The 14,179-nt window shown below is 66.5% G+C and carries 18 protein-coding genes; 9 read left to right on the forward strand and 9 right to left on the reverse strand.

Annotated elements, in window-relative coordinates; all coding sequences use genetic code 11:
- Positions 1-2 precede the first annotated feature (2 nt).
- Together ABD683_RS15015 and ABD683_RS15020 are read right to left on the reverse strand one after the other, a co-directional pair.
- Positions 3-602 (reverse strand): TetR/AcrR family transcriptional regulator, encoded by a 600-nt coding sequence (locus tag ABD683_RS15015; protein WP_344770783.1) that lies wholly within the window; start codon positions 600-602, stop codon positions 3-5.
- Positions 599-1,582, reverse strand: coding sequence for an oxygenase MpaB family protein (locus ABD683_RS15020; RefSeq protein ID WP_344770785.1), 984 nt, complete (start codon positions 1,580-1,582; stop codon positions 599-601). The genes ABD683_RS15015 and ABD683_RS15020 overlap by 4 nt, the downstream gene beginning before the upstream one ends.
- A gap of 103 nt (positions 1,583-1,685) precedes the next feature.
- Here ABD683_RS15020 and ABD683_RS15025 point away from each other — a divergent pair, with 103 nt between their 5' ends.
- Complete coding sequence (locus tag ABD683_RS15025; RefSeq protein WP_344770786.1) at positions 1,686-2,447, forward strand: hypothetical protein; 762 nt, start codon at positions 1,686-1,688, stop codon at positions 2,445-2,447.
- A gap of 30 nt (positions 2,448-2,477) precedes the next feature.
- The gene (gene miaB / locus ABD683_RS15030; RefSeq protein ID WP_344770787.1) at positions 2,478-3,941 is read left to right on the forward strand and encodes a tRNA (N6-isopentenyl adenosine(37)-C2)-methylthiotransferase MiaB; all 1,464 of its coding nucleotides are present in this window, start codon (positions 2,478-2,480) and stop codon (positions 3,939-3,941) included.
- Here miaB and ABD683_RS15035 read toward each other — a convergent pair.
- Together ABD683_RS15035 and ABD683_RS15040 are read right to left on the reverse strand one after the other, a co-directional pair.
- Positions 3,938-4,654: a hypothetical protein gene (locus ABD683_RS15035; RefSeq protein ID WP_344770788.1), complete on the reverse strand. Its 717-nt coding sequence runs from the start codon at positions 4,652-4,654 to the stop codon at positions 3,938-3,940. The genes miaB and ABD683_RS15035 overlap by 4 nt on opposite strands.
- Positions 4,655-4,694: 40 nt before the next feature.
- Positions 4,695-5,399: a hypothetical protein gene (locus ABD683_RS15040; protein WP_344770789.1), complete on the reverse strand. Its 705-nt coding sequence runs from the start codon at positions 5,397-5,399 to the stop codon at positions 4,695-4,697.
- Positions 5,400-5,454: 55 nt separating this feature from the next.
- Here ABD683_RS15040 and ABD683_RS15045 point away from each other — a divergent pair, with 55 nt between their 5' ends.
- Positions 5,455-6,012, forward strand: a complete 558-nt coding sequence (locus tag ABD683_RS15045) for a DinB family protein (protein ID WP_344770790.1) — start codon at positions 5,455-5,457, stop codon at positions 6,010-6,012.
- Between the two features lie 46 nt (positions 6,013-6,058).
- Here the strand turns inward: ABD683_RS15045 and ABD683_RS15050 are convergent, their stop codons facing one another.
- Positions 6,059-6,484, reverse strand: a complete 426-nt coding sequence (locus ABD683_RS15050) for a hypothetical protein (protein ID WP_344770791.1) — start codon at positions 6,482-6,484, stop codon at positions 6,059-6,061.
- 662 nt (positions 6,485-7,146) lie between these two features.
- Here ABD683_RS15050 and ABD683_RS15055 point away from each other — a divergent pair.
- Both ABD683_RS15055 and ABD683_RS15060 read left to right on the forward strand, forming a co-directional pair.
- Entirely contained in the window at positions 7,147-7,707 is a 561-nt protein-coding gene (locus ABD683_RS15055; protein ID WP_344770792.1) for a hypothetical protein, read from the forward strand.
- Positions 7,708-7,763: 56 nt separating this feature from the next.
- Positions 7,764-8,348: an HhH-GPD-type base excision DNA repair protein gene (locus ABD683_RS15060; RefSeq protein WP_344770793.1), complete on the forward strand. Its 585-nt coding sequence runs from the start codon at positions 7,764-7,766 to the stop codon at positions 8,346-8,348.
- Here ABD683_RS15060 and ABD683_RS15065 read toward each other — a convergent pair.
- Together ABD683_RS15065 and ABD683_RS15070 are read right to left on the reverse strand one after the other, a co-directional pair.
- Positions 8,321-8,914 (reverse strand): hypothetical protein, encoded by a 594-nt coding sequence (locus tag ABD683_RS15065; RefSeq protein ID WP_344770794.1) that lies wholly within the window; start codon positions 8,912-8,914, stop codon positions 8,321-8,323. The genes ABD683_RS15060 and ABD683_RS15065 overlap by 28 nt on opposite strands.
- 18 nt (positions 8,915-8,932) lie before the next feature.
- Positions 8,933-9,520 carry a hypothetical protein gene (locus tag ABD683_RS15070; protein WP_344770795.1) on the reverse strand — a complete coding sequence of 196 codons (588 nt, stop codon included), beginning with the start codon at positions 9,518-9,520 and terminating at the stop codon, positions 8,933-8,935.
- A 42-nt stretch (positions 9,521-9,562) separates the two neighbouring features.
- On the opposite strand from ABD683_RS15070, the gene ABD683_RS15075 reads away from it, so the two are divergent.
- Positions 9,563-10,204 carry a class III extradiol ring-cleavage dioxygenase family protein gene (locus ABD683_RS15075; protein WP_344770796.1) on the forward strand — a complete coding sequence of 214 codons (642 nt, stop codon included), beginning with the start codon at positions 9,563-9,565 and terminating at the stop codon, positions 10,202-10,204.
- Here ABD683_RS15075 and ABD683_RS15080 read toward each other — a convergent pair.
- Positions 10,201-10,425, reverse strand: a complete 225-nt coding sequence (locus ABD683_RS15080; protein WP_344770797.1) for an Rv0909 family putative TA system antitoxin — start codon at positions 10,423-10,425, stop codon at positions 10,201-10,203. The genes ABD683_RS15075 and ABD683_RS15080 overlap by 4 nt on opposite strands.
- A gap of 74 nt (positions 10,426-10,499) precedes the next feature.
- Here ABD683_RS15080 and miaA point away from each other — a divergent pair, with 74 nt between their 5' ends.
- From miaA to hflX, 3 genes are all read left to right on the forward strand, one after another.
- Positions 10,500-11,414 (forward strand): tRNA (adenosine(37)-N6)-dimethylallyltransferase MiaA, encoded by a 915-nt coding sequence (gene miaA / locus ABD683_RS15085; protein ID WP_344770798.1) that lies wholly within the window; start codon positions 10,500-10,502, stop codon positions 11,412-11,414.
- Positions 11,415-11,488: 74 nt separating this feature from the next.
- Positions 11,489-12,307, forward strand: coding sequence for a diaminopimelate epimerase (gene dapF / locus ABD683_RS15090; protein WP_344770799.1), 819 nt, complete (start codon positions 11,489-11,491; stop codon positions 12,305-12,307).
- On the forward strand, positions 12,304-13,680 hold the full coding sequence (gene hflX / locus ABD683_RS15095) for a GTPase HflX (protein WP_344770800.1): 1,377 nt from the start codon (positions 12,304-12,306) through the stop codon (positions 13,678-13,680). Before dapF ends, hflX begins: the two co-directional genes overlap by 4 nt.
- Here the strand turns inward: hflX and ABD683_RS15100 are convergent.
- On the reverse strand, positions 13,677-14,153 hold the full coding sequence (locus ABD683_RS15100) for a GNAT family N-acetyltransferase (RefSeq protein ID WP_344770801.1): 477 nt from the start codon (positions 14,151-14,153) through the stop codon (positions 13,677-13,679). The genes hflX and ABD683_RS15100 overlap by 4 nt on opposite strands.
- Positions 14,154-14,179 lie beyond the last annotated feature (26 nt).

The raw sequence follows: 14,179 nt of genomic DNA on the forward strand, positions 1-14,179 counted from the left end.
AGCTAAATCTTGAGCAGCCTCAAGGTGCCACGTGCGAAGGCGATGACACGGTCCGGTGTGTACGTGTCCGGCTCGGTGATCAGCTTGGCCGCGAGTCCTTCGGCCATGGCGAGCACGGCAACGGCTGCGACCTCGACGTCGAGGTCCTCGCCGTCGAGGTACTCGGTCAGCACGCCTCGGATCTGGCCCAGCACGAACGTACGACCCTCGTCGACGTGCTCGCGGACGATCTCGGGCGTGCCGTCCGCCGGGAGCAGCATCAGGCGCCAGGCGGCCGGCTGCTCGTGGATCGAGGTGGCCAACGTCGACGCCCACCCGATGAGTGCGTCCTCGGGGGAGCTGTCGGCGGACCGGGGTGGCATGGCGGCCGCGAGATCGGCGAAGGCACGCTGCTCCTGGCGTTCCATCAGCGCCATCAGCAGCTTCTGCCGGTTGCCGAAGGCGTTGTAGACGACGGGCTTGGCGATGTCGACGCGGCGGGCGATGGCCTCCATCGATGCGGCGGCATAGCCGTCCTCAACGATGATCTCGAGGGCCGCGTCGAGGACCTGCTCACGGCGTACCTCGATGCTCAGGCGCGGCTGGCGCGCTCGCGCGGTCATACGGCCTGCAGGGCCAGCTCGGCGGGGGAGGCGAGGCGGCCGTACTTCGCGCGAGCCTCCGCCGGCGTGATCACGACGGGGTTGATCGGCTCCTCGCCGGTGAGCGCGGGCCTGACCACCGCGAGCGTGGCGGGGGAGATGAGCTTGAGCACGCGCAACTTGACCGGCATCGGCGTCGCGAGGCGGGCAGCGATCTTGACCAGCGGGCGTACGGCCAGACGCGTCACCCACGACTGGTTGAAGCCGCTCATCTTCTGCATCCACTTCGGGAACGTCGAGATCGTCGCGGCGCGCATCACCTTGCCGATGACGGTCGTGAAGGGACGCAGCACGAGCTGTCGGGGCTGTACGAGGATCGCCGCGTCGAGGAGGTGGTCCATCATGTCCTGCGTCTCGGTGGTCACGCAGAGCCGCGGGCGTACCTCCTCGAAGTAGCGGCGGATGCCCTCGCGGTCACGCGGCACGTCGGCCGGGTCGCAGGTCTGCAGCTCGGCGGCTATGGCGCACTCGGCCCAGTACTGCTTCTCGTCCTCCTCCGACAACCGTCCTGGCCCGAAGGTCTCGTACACGTACAGGATCGAGTGCCATGCCGTGAGGTGGATCCACAGCTGTGTCTCGGGGTCGTTGGCGCTGTAGGGCTTGCCGCTGACCGGTTCGATGCCGGTCGCCTTCGAGTGCACGCGTACGAGGATCTCCGACGCCTCGATCGCGGCGCGGCTGTCGCCGAGCGCCATGGTCGCGAAGTAGACGATCGTGTTGTCGTAGCGGCCGGCTGGGTCGTATCGCACCTTGTCGGTGCCGACGACCGCTGCGAGCAGGAACGGGTCGAGCTCCTCGATCACGACGGAGCGCTGGAACCCCACCGTCAGTGATGTCGGGTAGCCCCACAGCCGCCACGTGACCGACCCGGGACCGAAGAACCCGTGGTCCTCGCGTTGGCGCTTCACGATCTTGCGCGTGTTGGGGCGGGTCGACGTCATGGGGAGCTCCTGGGAGTTAGTTACGCAGCCGTATGTATGGTTGCGTAACTACCGGTTCGCGTCAAGTACCCCGCTGAGACCGGCGCTGCAACATACTGGCGTCGTGATCGAGACCACCGAGAAGCCGCGCGTCGAGCAGACGCGGCACGAAGGCCGGGCGCTTGGCTGGCTGACTTTCGGACTCATCCTGGCCCAGCTGGGTGCATTCATCGGCGCGTATCTGGTGCTGCGGTCGAACGTCTGGTCCTGGCGGTCAAAGGTGGCGGCCCTGACCCTGCCGTTCGTGCTGGTGGCGATCGTCAGGTTGTTTCCCCAACGACTGCCCGATTCTGCCGGCATTCTTGTCTTGCTGGTCGTGATCGCGGTCGCCTCGGCAGCCGCACATGCACTACTCAGAACCGCCGAGCGCGAACAGATCCACGGCAGGCTCTCGGTCTTCTCGTCGCTGCTGGTCGCCCTCGTCGGCGTCGCCATCGCGTCAACCGTGCTGTCGCAGGTCCACGCCATCGGCTCGTACGACTTGCGTGACGACGCAATCGCCATCGCTCAGACTGCCAATGAGGCCGGTGAGGAATTTGGCGTCATCCAAGAAGACAACACGTGGCTCAACAGCGACGGGCCGACCGCACGGCAGCTCGCAGAACTCGTCGGACCGGGAAACATTCGGTTCGTCGACCTCTACGACGAGGCGATGTCGAAGGTTGACGAGGAGCCATGGGACGGTTCGCCGAAGGAGCTGGGCGCCTGCTTCGTGTTCCCCGTCGTGGAATCGAAGGACGCTGGCATCGACAGCGTCGAGGGCATCGCGCGGTTCTGCGACGGCACGTCAGAGTCGAGCAGCATGGTCACGCTCACTGATCGTTAGGCCGTAGCGTCCACGTACCATTGAGCGGTCATGACGAAGACGTATGAGGTGCGCACCTACGGGTGCCAGATGAACGTGCACGACAGCGAGCGGCTGTCGGGGCTGCTCGAGACCGCGGGCTACACCGCCGCGACCGACCAGACGCCTGACCTCGTCGTGTTCAACACCTGCGCCGTACGTGAGAACGCCGACAACAAGCTGTACGGCAACCTCGGCCACATCGCCTCGGTCAAGGCCGACAACCCCGGCATGCAGATCGCCGTGGGCGGCTGCCTGGCGCAGAAGGACCGCGACACGATCACGAAGCGCGCCCCGTACGTCGACGTCGTCTTCGGCACGCACAACATCGGCTCGCTCCCCGTCCTCCTCGAACGTGCACGCATCGCCGAGGAGTCGCAGGTCGAGATCCTCGAGTCGCTTGAAGTGTTCCCGTCGACGTTGCCGACCAAGCGCGACTCGGTGTTCGCCGCCTGGGTGTCGATCAGCGTCGGCTGCAACAACACCTGCACGTTCTGCATCGTCCCGAGCCTGCGCGGCAAGGAGAAGGATCGCCGCCCCGGCGAGATCCTCGCCGAGATCGAGGCACTCGTCGCCGACGGCGTCGTCGAGGTCACCCTGCTCGGCCAGAACGTCAACTCGTACGGCGTCGAGTTCGGTGACAAGCTAGCGTTCGGCAAGCTGCTCCGCGCCTGCGGCCAGATCGAAGGGCTGGAGCGCGTACGGTTCACCAGCCCGCACCCCAAGGACTTCACCGACGACGTCATCGCCGCGATGGCCGAGACGCCCAATGTGATGCCGCAGCTGCACATGCCGCTGCAGTCAGGCTCCGACCGCGTGCTCAAGGCGATGCGGCGCTCATACCGCCAGGAGAAGTACCTCGGCATCATCGACCGCGTACGCGAGGCGATGCCGCACGCCGCGATCACGACCGACATCATCGTCGGGTTCCCGGGCGAGACCGAGGAGGACTTCCTCGAGACGATCGACGTCGTACGCCGTGCAAGGTTCACCGGGGCGTTCACCTTCCAGTACTCCCAGCGCCCCGGCACGCCCGCCGCCGAGCTGCCCGACCAGCTGCCCAAGGCTGTCGTGCAGGAGCGCTACGACCGACTGATCGAGGTCGTCAACGAAGTCGCATGGGACGAGGCCAGGAAGCAGGAGGGCCAGGTCGTCGAGCTGCTCGTCGCCGACCACGAGGGCAAGAAGGACGGCGCAACGCACCGGCTCACCGGCCGTGCCCGCGACAACCGCCTGGTGCACTTCGTGCCCGGCGACCATGACGTACGGCCCGGAGACATGGTCGAGGCTCGGATCACGTACGCCGCACCCCACCACCTCGTCAGCGACGACGCACCGATCAGCTACCGCCGTACGCCCGCCGGCGACGCGTGGGAGTCGCGGCAGGGCAAGACGCAGGTGCTCAGCGTCGGACTCGGCATGCCCACCCTCGGCGCCCCCGAACCGCTGCCGCCCGCGCCGGCATGCGCGATTTAGTCTTCGTCGTACGCAGCGGCCACGTCGGCATCCAGGATTTCCACCCGAGCGGGCACCTCGCAACCCTCGGGCGACCCGTAGTACATGCGGTCGCTGATCGGTCGCGACCCTGTGGCGTCCGGCATCGAGTAGGCATTGGTGCCGCCGGCAGCAGCCTCGTCCGCATAGTCGTTCAGGCTGTCGGCGAGCAGGATCCAGTCATCACGCCACGCCTCTGCGTCGGCATTGGGGTTTGCGTCGTCGATCGCTGCCACGATCTTGTCGACACTCGCGGTGAATCGCTTCAGCGAAGTCACTGATGCCTTGGTGTCGCCGACCATCAGGAGAATGCTCGCCGCCTCATTCATGTCGGCGCACGGCTTGTCAACGGCTCGTTCGACGCTGACCTGGTCGACGACATAGTCGCCGTCCTCGTATGGGACCTCGTCGTCGGCAACGGAGAACAGGGCGTAGACGATCAGGCCGAGCAGGCCCAAGCCCAGCATCGAGGCCGCACCGGCGCCGAACCAGACCCAGCGACGCGGGGCCGTGAGCGCGGCGTACGGCGGGACGTACCTCTGCGCCGGCGGGTAGTAGTAGCCCGGAGGCAGCGGTGGCTGCGCTGGCGGGTAGGCCTGGGGCGGGCCGGCGACCGGCTGCTGTGGCGCCGGCTCCGCAGGGGTGCCGTGATCGGGCGCCGGCTGCCCCGCGTACGGGTCTTCTGGTGTGCTCACCGAGGGATTGTCGCAGGAGCCGAGGTCAAACCTCAGGCGTTTAGTAGTCGCCGTTCTCCATGAAGTACTCAGAGTTCGCAGGGTCCAGGTCGAAGATCGTCTGGGGGATCTCGCAGTTCGCGTCGCTGCTGCCCGCCATGCGGAGCATGATCGGCGCCTCGCCCGGCTCGGCGAAGGTGTCGAGCCACGCATCGTTGCCGACCTTCCTCAGGTCGGTCGCGAACGTGTCGAGCTCATGGGCGAGCTTCTCCCAGTCGGCCTGCCATTGCTTGCTGTCATTGTCGGGACTGGCCGACCCGATCGCGTCGGCGATTCCTCGCGCCGTCCCGGCGAAGGCGCTGATGCTGGCCGCTGCGGCGTCCGGCTCGGTGAAGAGCTTGATCTTGTCGCCGGCAGTCATCATCGCGTTGCACGGAACCTCGACGGCATCGACGACGGACTTCTGGTCGACGTAGTAGACGTAGCTGGACTCGAAGTCGCCCTCATCGAACTCGCCCTCGTCGAAGTCGGGGTCGCCCAGGCCCGCGAAGAAGATGAACGGGAACAGGAAGAACATCCCGAACATGCCGATGAGCCCCAGGGCGAACATGGATCCGGCGCCGATCGCGAACCACACGCCACGGTTGGCGGGCTGGGGTGCTGGAGGGCCGTAGTAGTACGGCGCAGCGGGTTGCGGGTGGTAGCCGGGCGGCGGACCGACGGGAGGTTGGTCGGGCTGGCCGGTGGGATCGTCTGGTGTGCTCACGCTGGATTGTCTCAGCCGGCAGGGTCGTGTCGGGGGCAAATGGCAGCATGACGGCATGGACATCAAGGGCGAGCTGCACGCCAAGCTGAAGGCGAGCCGAGCGGTCATGCTCGCGAGGGTCGAAGGCCTGAGTGAGTACGACCGCCGCCGCCCCATGACGCCGACCGGCACCAACCTCCTCGGCATGATCAAGCACTTGGTCGGGGTCGAGCACGTCTACTTCGGCGACTCGTTCGACCGCCCGCCGCCCGACACGCTCCCGTGGAACGAGGACGGCTCGGTCTGGGAGGGCGCCGACATGTGGGCCACCGCCGCCGAGTCGAGCGACTACATCCTCGGCCTGTACGCGCGGGCGTGCGCCCACAGCGACGAGACCGTTGAGACGCTCGACCTCGACACCCGCGGACGCGTGCCTCATTGGCCGTCACCCGACACGACGTTGGGCTACCTGTTGATCTGGGTGCTCGAGGACACCGCCCACCACGCGGGCCACGCCGACATCGTCCGTGAGCTGATCGACGGGCGTACGGGATCCGACACCGCGACGAGCGACACCGACTGGTCGACCTACGTCGACCACATCCAGGCCGCCGCCAACACCTTCGCCACCTAGCTGTCGGGCAGAGTGTTCACACCTCGACTCATCGCGGCGTCCAGGGCTACTCCCAGGACACTGTGCTTGCGACGAATTCCCCGATTACGGTCTGGCCATCCTTGGCATAGACCGGCAGCACGGTCTCTTCAGACTGGTCGCTCACCCTACGAACGAAGGCCGGGTTCTCGTCTCCATGCGCCATGTCGTAGGTGCGCAGGTACCCGGATCGGCCATCCTCAAGGTCGATCGGCATCAGGTCGGGGGCTGGTTTGCCCCTTACCCACCCGCCGATTGTCAGGTCGTCTCCGGGCTTCGGAGGTGCGGTAGGCGCTTCATCAAAGCCGAGGAGATCCTTTTCGTTTTTCAGCACCCCGCCGCTGTTGTCGTCTGGGGATTCGGCCCACGCGACGATGCCACCGCCAACGATCAGTCCGGATGTGATCGCGCAAGCAACAATCATCGCTGCCCGCTTGCGTGCAACTACCATCATGTGTTCTCTCCTGCTCAGAAGAAGGGATACGTCCCGGTGCCCAGACTCAGCGTTACCTGGTCCCCGTTGTCCTTGTAGCGGATGTGGACCGAAAGCCCCTGGTACGACCCCGTGACGGGGCAGTTCGCGCTGACGGCCAGCGGCGTGGTAACTGTGACGCTTGACGTGTACGGGTTCGCCTCCACGTTGCTACCATTCTTGGGGGCCGAGCACCACATGCTGTTGCTCGGGCGCCAGAGCCGCGTGGACGCGTGCAAGTAAGCTCCGGGCACGCCCACAGCCGCGTTGTTGGGGTAGCACCCGTGACGATTTATCGTCGAGGCACCTGATTTGTGCGTTGAATCGTTGACCGAACCTTGCCCCATCGCGCATGACGTGCTGTGGCCAAAGATGTACCAATATCCGGTCGTGTGGGATGTGGCGTACGCAGGCGCGACCAAGAGTCCAAGGAAGAATCCGCCAACGGCGACGACATAGAGCGCGCGCGTCTTCATGTTTCTCTCACCCCTCCGACTGATATTGCAACGGAAATCCGTTGCGCTCAAGAATCCTCACAATCGAACGATTGTCAATACGCAGTCGGGACTGTGCGGTCGATCATGTGCCCTGTGACCCGCCATCACCACTCGACAGGCCGCAGACTTGTGAGGACACTGAGATCAATGAAGCGGGCTTACGTGGTAGTCGGCTCCGCCGCAGTCGTAGTTCTGTTGACGGCGGGCGCGATTGTCGTTGCGAAAGGTGACGATCCGTCTACCGGCGCGTCGAAAACACTGACTCAGCGTGAGTTGCAGGCGGAGCAAATGGAAAAGGCCCAGAAGGAGTTGGCCCGACAGGCTACTGAGTTCAGCGAGCAACAGCGCAAGTCGGAGGCGCACCAACTGCTGGTGACCATGCGAGAGGAGAGTCCCTACGACGCCTACAAACCCGAGCCCGGAGGGGAAAATTGTGTCAGGGTCAGCGACGCTCCGTCCCAGCTGGTCGTCGAAGACGTGAGCGGCGAATACCCGGAGGTCATCGCTGAGCAAGAGATCCCTGGCACAGCAAAGTTGAAAGAGGACAGTGCCTGCGAGGCAACAATCGCCGTCGATGTTCCTTTCGCGGCTGAGTACCGGCTCGGAATAGCCATCGAAGGGCACGGCATGTCGCTACCGACGGACCCCGGCCCCCTCGAGGTGAAGGTCACTAATCGACACCCGCAGAAAGTCGTCGTGCTGCGATGAACTGCGGCAGCTGCGAGCACTTCGCCATCTAGCCGGGCCGGTGGCAGGATGGGCGCATGGCCATCAAGATTGCGCAGGAACCCCACGCCGACGAGGTGCTCAACTCGAGCCCGTTCGCCCTGGTGGTCGGCATGATGCTCGACCAGCAATACCCGATGGAGCACGCGTTCCGCGGCCCTGCCAAGGTGCTCGACCGGTTCGGCAACTTCGACCCCGCAGCCATCGCCGACGCCGAGCCGGAGGCGTTCGCCGACCTGTGCTCGACGCCGCCGGCGATCCACCGCTACGGCCGCTCGATGGCCGGACGCCTGCAGGAGCTCGCCCGCCACATCGTCGAGGAGTACGACGGCGACGCGTCGCGCATCTGGACCGAGCCGCGTACCGGCAAGGCTCTCTTCGATCGCATACGAGCGCTGCCTGGATTCGGCGAGCAGAAGGCCAAGATCTTCACCGCACTGCTGGCCAAGCAGCTCGACGTGAAGCCTCCGGGCTGGACCACGGTCGTCGGCGACTACGGCAAGAAGGGCTACCGCTCGGTCGCCGACGTCGTCGACGCCGAGTCCCTGCAGAAGGTCCGCGATTTCAAGCAGATCGCCAAGAAGAAGGCGGCCGCTCAGGCCGCCGAGATGTCTTCCGGGTAGGGATTGAGCAGCTCTTCCGGCACCTCGCACGCCTCCTTGGTGAGCCACACCTCGTCCATGCGCTGATAGATCCCGTCGCCGTCGGCGTCCTTGGGGATCCGGAGGTCCAGCTCGTATCCGCTGCTGCGCTGCTCGGCGAAAGCCTCCCGGGCTGCGACCAGTGCGTTCCAGTCGTCGAGCCAGTCATTGGTCGGCGGGTCCGCGGCGCGTACGTCCTCGTCGACCCCACGGATCGCGGCGAGCATGTTGAGGATCGCCTTGTCCTGGTCGCGGATCGTCGAGGCCTGCTCCTCGGCCGTGCCCTCGATCGGCATCGACTTCACGGTCTCGGTCATGATGTCGCACTCGCGGGTGATGACCGAGAGGATCTTGTCGTCCTGGATCACGCTCGGGAAGTCCTTGCTTCCAATCACCACGGCCCCGACGACCAGCCCGGCGCCGATGACCGTCGCCAGCGTGACGGCGAGTATGGGCGCCCAGATCCAGCGCCGCGAGATCGGCGGAGGCGGGTACTCCCACGCGTTGTGCTCCGGCGGGTATGGCGGCAACCCCCGGTCCTCGTTCACCGCCTCATCGTGTCACGTTCAGTACGTGGGAATCGGTGGCGGTGAAAGGTCAAGATCGACGATGACCTCGGGTACCGCGCAGCGTTCGTTGGCGACGTCCATGCGTCCCACGATCGAGAACTTGTCTGGTGTCTCAGGCGTCTCGTAGACGGCGTCCTTGTTGCTAGCGAGAGCGGTCGCGTATTGCTCGACCGCATCCATCAAGGTCGTCCAGTCGTTGCCCCAGTCCTCGGTGGGGTAGTCGTCGTCGAGCTGCTTCCTTGTGAACGGCTCAAGGGCTGCGGGGATTGCCCGACCGCCAGCAACGATCCGATTGAGCTGGTCCGGGGTGAGCGGCGCGTGCATCTCGTCCGTGAGCGCATCGAGATCCTTGCAGGCCGGCTCGACCGCAGACAGGAACTCGGGCTTGTCAATGAGCTCAAATGGGTCGTGGTCCTTGAACGCGAAGGCGACAAGCGCTATGTACGCGATACCGGCCAACGCAATCGCAGCGGCAGCTCCGGCGATCATCCACACCAACGTGTGGGAGCTGCTGTTCGGCATGCGGGGCGGCTTGTTGTAGTGCGCAGGCGGCGGCGCTTGCGGGAGGCCAGACGTGCCGCTCATGGATTCATCGTGACATCGAGACGGGCCAGATAGCCTCGCTTCGTGATCGTTGCTGCCGCGGTGTGCCCCTACCCGCCGATGCTGGTGCCCGAGGTCAACGCTGGTGCGGACGATCTCGCGGCGCTGCGCCAGTCGTGCGATGACGCCATCGAAGCGCTGCTGGCACATGAGCCCGAGCGGGTGGTCGTCATCGGTGCCGGCGACCTCACCACAGATCTCGACGAGTCGGCCGGAGGTACGTTCGCCGAGCTCGGCGTCGACCTGCACGTCGGCGGACACACCGACGAGCTGCCGCTGAGTCTCACGGTGGGGGCGTGGCTGCTCGCCCGTGCGGGCTGGGTCGGCCCCCGTACGTACTCGACCGGCACACCCGGCACCGAGGGACGAGTCGCAGTGCTCGTGATGGCCGACGGCAGCGCGAAGCGTACGACCGAGTCGCCGGGCTACTTCGACGAGCGAGCCGTCGCGTACGACGACAGCATCGCCACCGCGCTCGGCACGGGCGACGCAGCGGCGCTGGCCGCGCTCGACCTCGACCTGGCGAAGGAGCTCTGGGCCGCGGGAGCGCCGGCTCTCAGGACATTGGGCGAGATGGCGAAGGGCACCACGATCAGCGCGCTGTTGCGCGAGAGCGTGGCGCCCTTCGGTGTCGGCTACTGGGTGGCCGACTGGAGCCTCAGCTAGGCAGTGGGCTTGTCGCCCTCAGCCAGGTCGTCGATGGCGTCCTTGGCCTTGTCGGCGGCGGCGTCGATCTTGTCGTCGTACTTGCCGCCGGTCGCCTTGTCAGCGAGGTCAGCTGCCTTGTCGACAGCCTTGTCGATGTTGGCGTTCTGGGACGCGGCGAGGTCGGTGGCCTTGTCCTTGAGCTCGGCGCCCTGCTTCTTGAACTTGTCGAGAAAACCCATGATTTCTCTCCTTGAGAGTTTGATGTGGGCGGAGTGCCCCCCGTTGACTGCCACCGTACTGCGAGACTGGAAACATGGCACCCATCGACCGCATCGTGGGAGTTGTGGGGCCCACCGCCTCCGGCAAGTCACGCTTGGCGGTCGAGCTGGCCCAGCGGCTGGGGAACGCCGAGATCGTCAACGCCGACTCGATGCAGCTCTATCGCGGCATGGACATCGGCACGGCCAAGCCCACCGAGGCTGAGCGCAGCGTCGTCCCACACCACCTGTTCGACGTGCTCGATGTGACGGAGACGGCGTCCGTCGCCGAGTTCCAGCGGATGGCGCGCGCCACGATCGCCGCGTGCCACGGCAGGGGAGTGACCCCGATCCTGGTGGGCGGTTCGGCGTTGTACGTGCGCGCCGTGCTCGACCGGCTCGACTTCCCGGGCACCGATGCGGCGGTCCGCGACAGGTGGGCCGCCGAGCTCGACTCCCGCGGCGCGGCGGCCTTGCATGCCGAGCTCGAACGACGCGACCCCGCGGCGGCGGCGCAGATCCTGCCGAGCAACGGTCGCCGTATCGTCCGGGCGCTCGAGGTCATCGAGCTCACCGGCGAACCGTTCGCGGCGACAATGCCCGGATTCGAGTCGGTGTACGCCAATGTCACCCTGATCGGCCTCGACGTGCCACGCGACGTGCTCGACGTACGACTCGCCGAGCGCGTCGACGCGATGTGGGCGGCCGGGTTCGTCGACGAGGTGCGGGCCCTGCTGGGTGCGGGGCTGGCCGAGAGCCCGACGGCGTCGCGCGCACTTGGCTACCAGCAGATCCTGGCGTTCCTCCGCGGCGAGATGACCGAGGACCAGGCGCGCGAGGCGACGATCACGGGCACCCGCAAGTTCGCCCGCAGCCAGGACCGCTTCTTCCGCAAGGACCCGCGCATCACGTGGCTCCCGTACGACGCCGACAACCTGGTCGACCAAGCACTCCAACTTTTGAAGGCTTGACGGGGCAACGCACACCGCGTTTGCCCGCTAGGTCTTCAAAAGTTCGGCGACAGCCGACCACGTAGACTGGTCGAATGACGTTTCCATGGTTGAAGGGGCACGGCACCGAGAACGACTTCGTGCTGCTCCCGGACCATGACGGCACGATCCACGGCGAGCTGGAGGGTGCCTTCGTGGCCGCACTCTGTCACCGTGGCCGCGGCATCGGCGCCGACGGTGTGATCCGTGTTGTCCGCTCACAGGCGCTCGGCGAGCAGTCGGCCGGCGAGTGGTTCATGGACTACAAGAACTCCGACGGCTCCGTGAGCGAGATGTGCGGCAACGGCATCCGCGTGTTCGCCCTGCACCTGCGGCAAGAAGGACTCATCGATCCCGAGCAGCCGCTCGTCATCGGCACCCGCGACGGCGACAAGTCGGTCTCCTTCGTCGGCGACGAGATCTCCGTCGACATGGGCACGCCCGAGGTGCGCGGTGTCTCCAAGGTGACGGCTGACGGCCGTACGTGGGAGGCGCAGGACGTACGCACCGGCAACCCGCACGCCGTGGCGTTCGTCGAACGGCTCACCGACGCCGGATCGCTGCTCACCGAGCCTGACTATGACACGGCGACCTACCCCGACGGTGTCAACGTCGAGTTCGTCGTACGCCGGGGTGCCCAGCACGTCGCGATGCGGGTGCACGAGCGTGGCTCCGGCGAGACCCGCTCCTGCGGCACGGGTGCGTGCGCCGTGGCCGCGGCGATCGCGCACATCGACGATGCTGCGCGTCCCGTGACCTACCGCGTGGACGTGCCCGGCGGCACGGTCCACGTCACGTGGAACGCCGACGACCGCCTCATCCTCACCGGTCCGGCCGAGATCGTCGCCCGCGGTGAGATGGAATGGATCGCATGACCGAGCAGCAGGGCCTCGAAGGACTCGAGCTCGAAGAACGCAACTCGCTGCGCCGCATCGATGGGCTGCGCACCGAGCTCGAGGACATCACCGAGGTCGAATACCGCAAGCTCCGCCTCGAGCGGGTCGTCCTGGTCGGCGTGTGGACCGAGGGAACCGCTCTCGACGCCGAGAACTCGCTCGCCGAGCTCAAGCTGCTCGCCGAGACCGCCGGATCCGAGGTGCTTGACGCACTGATCCAGCGACGCCAGAAGCCTGACCCGGCGACCTACATCGGCACCGGCAAGGTCGACGAGCTCCGCGCCGCCGTCGAGTCGACCGGCGCGGACACCGTGATCTGCGACGGGGCACTCGCACCCAGCCAGCTCCGCAACCTGGAGGACCGGATCAAGGTCAAGGTCGTCGACCGTACGGCCCTGATCCTCGACATCTTCGCCCAGCACGCCAAGAGCAAAGAGGGCAAGGCGCAGGTCGAGCTGGCCCAGCTGCAATACCAGACCCAGCGTCTGCGTGGTTGGGGTGGCAACCTCTCCCGCCAGGCAGGTGGCCAGGCCGCCGGCGGTGAGGGCATCGGTGGTCGTGGACCCGGTGAGACCAAGCTCGAGACCGACCGTCGCCGCATCCAGATGAAGATGACCAAGTTGCGCCGCGAGCTCAAGGAGCTCAGCACGGCTCGTGCGACCAAGAAGAAGAGCCGTCAGGCACGCCAGGTTCCCTCGGTGGCGATCGCGGGCTACACCAACGCCGGCAAGTCGAGCCTGCTCAACCGCCTCACCGACGCGGGTGTGCTGGTCGAGGATGCACTGTTTGCGACCCTTGACCCGACGACGCGGCGTACGCAGACCTCCGACGGTCGCGTCTACACGATGTCCGACACGGTCGGCTTCGTACGCAACCTCCCGCACCAGCTCGTCGAGGCGTTCCGCTCGACGCTCGAGGAGGTCGCTGAGGCTGACCTCGTGCTGCACGTCGTCGACGGTGCGCATCTCGATCCCGAGGGCCAGATCCGGTCCGTACGCGAGGTGTTCGCCGATGTCGACGCCGACAAGGTGCCCGAGATCATCGTGATCAACAAGGCCGACGCCGCCGACCCGCTGGTGCTCAAGACGCTGCTGGTCAAGGAGCCGCACGCCGTGGTCGTCAGCGCCAAGACCGGCGAGGGCATCGACGAGCTGCTCAGCGCCATCGAGGCCGACCTCCCGCAGCCCGCGACCCGCGTCGACATCGTGCTGCCGTACGCCCGCGGCGACCTGCTCAACCAGATCCACACACAGGGCGAGATCGAGTCGCTCGACCACGAGGGCGACGGCACCCATGTCGTGGCGCGCGTCCACGGCCACCTGGCTGCCGAGCTCGAGCCCTACACGGTCTAGCGGACGCGCTTCTCATACCGGCGCACCGGCACGACGAACGGGCCGTCGGCGGTCTCCGCCGTGTAGTCGTACGCCCCGCGATCGACCCAGCCGCAGCGCTCGTAGAACCGACGGGCCCGGGCATTGCCCGCGACGACCGCGAGCCAGGCGGTGTCGTGCTGCTCGGCGATGATGCCCTCGCCGTACGTCAGCAGCGCCGCCGCCGCACCCGTGCCGCGCGCTGAGCCGTCGACGTACATCTCCTCGATCTCGTCGGCGCGCACCGTCACGAATCCGATGACGCTGCCGTCGAGCACGCCGACCGTGGTCGTGGCGATGCGTGACGCGACGAGGGCGGCGAAGTGGTCAACCTGACGGTGCGCGTACAGCCCCTGGGGCACGTGGCCCTCGTGTCCGTCGGCCCATCCGCGGTGCCAGGTGTCAGCTATCGCCGCAGCGTCATCGGCCGTCGCGGCCCTCAGCTCAAGTCCCATGACCAGACGCTACCGGTGGACGCCGA

Origin of the sequence: Aeromicrobium panaciterrae (assembly GCF_039537165.1) — a bacterium.
GTDB lineage: Bacteria > Actinomycetota > Actinomycetes > Propionibacteriales > Nocardioidaceae > Aeromicrobium > Aeromicrobium panaciterrae.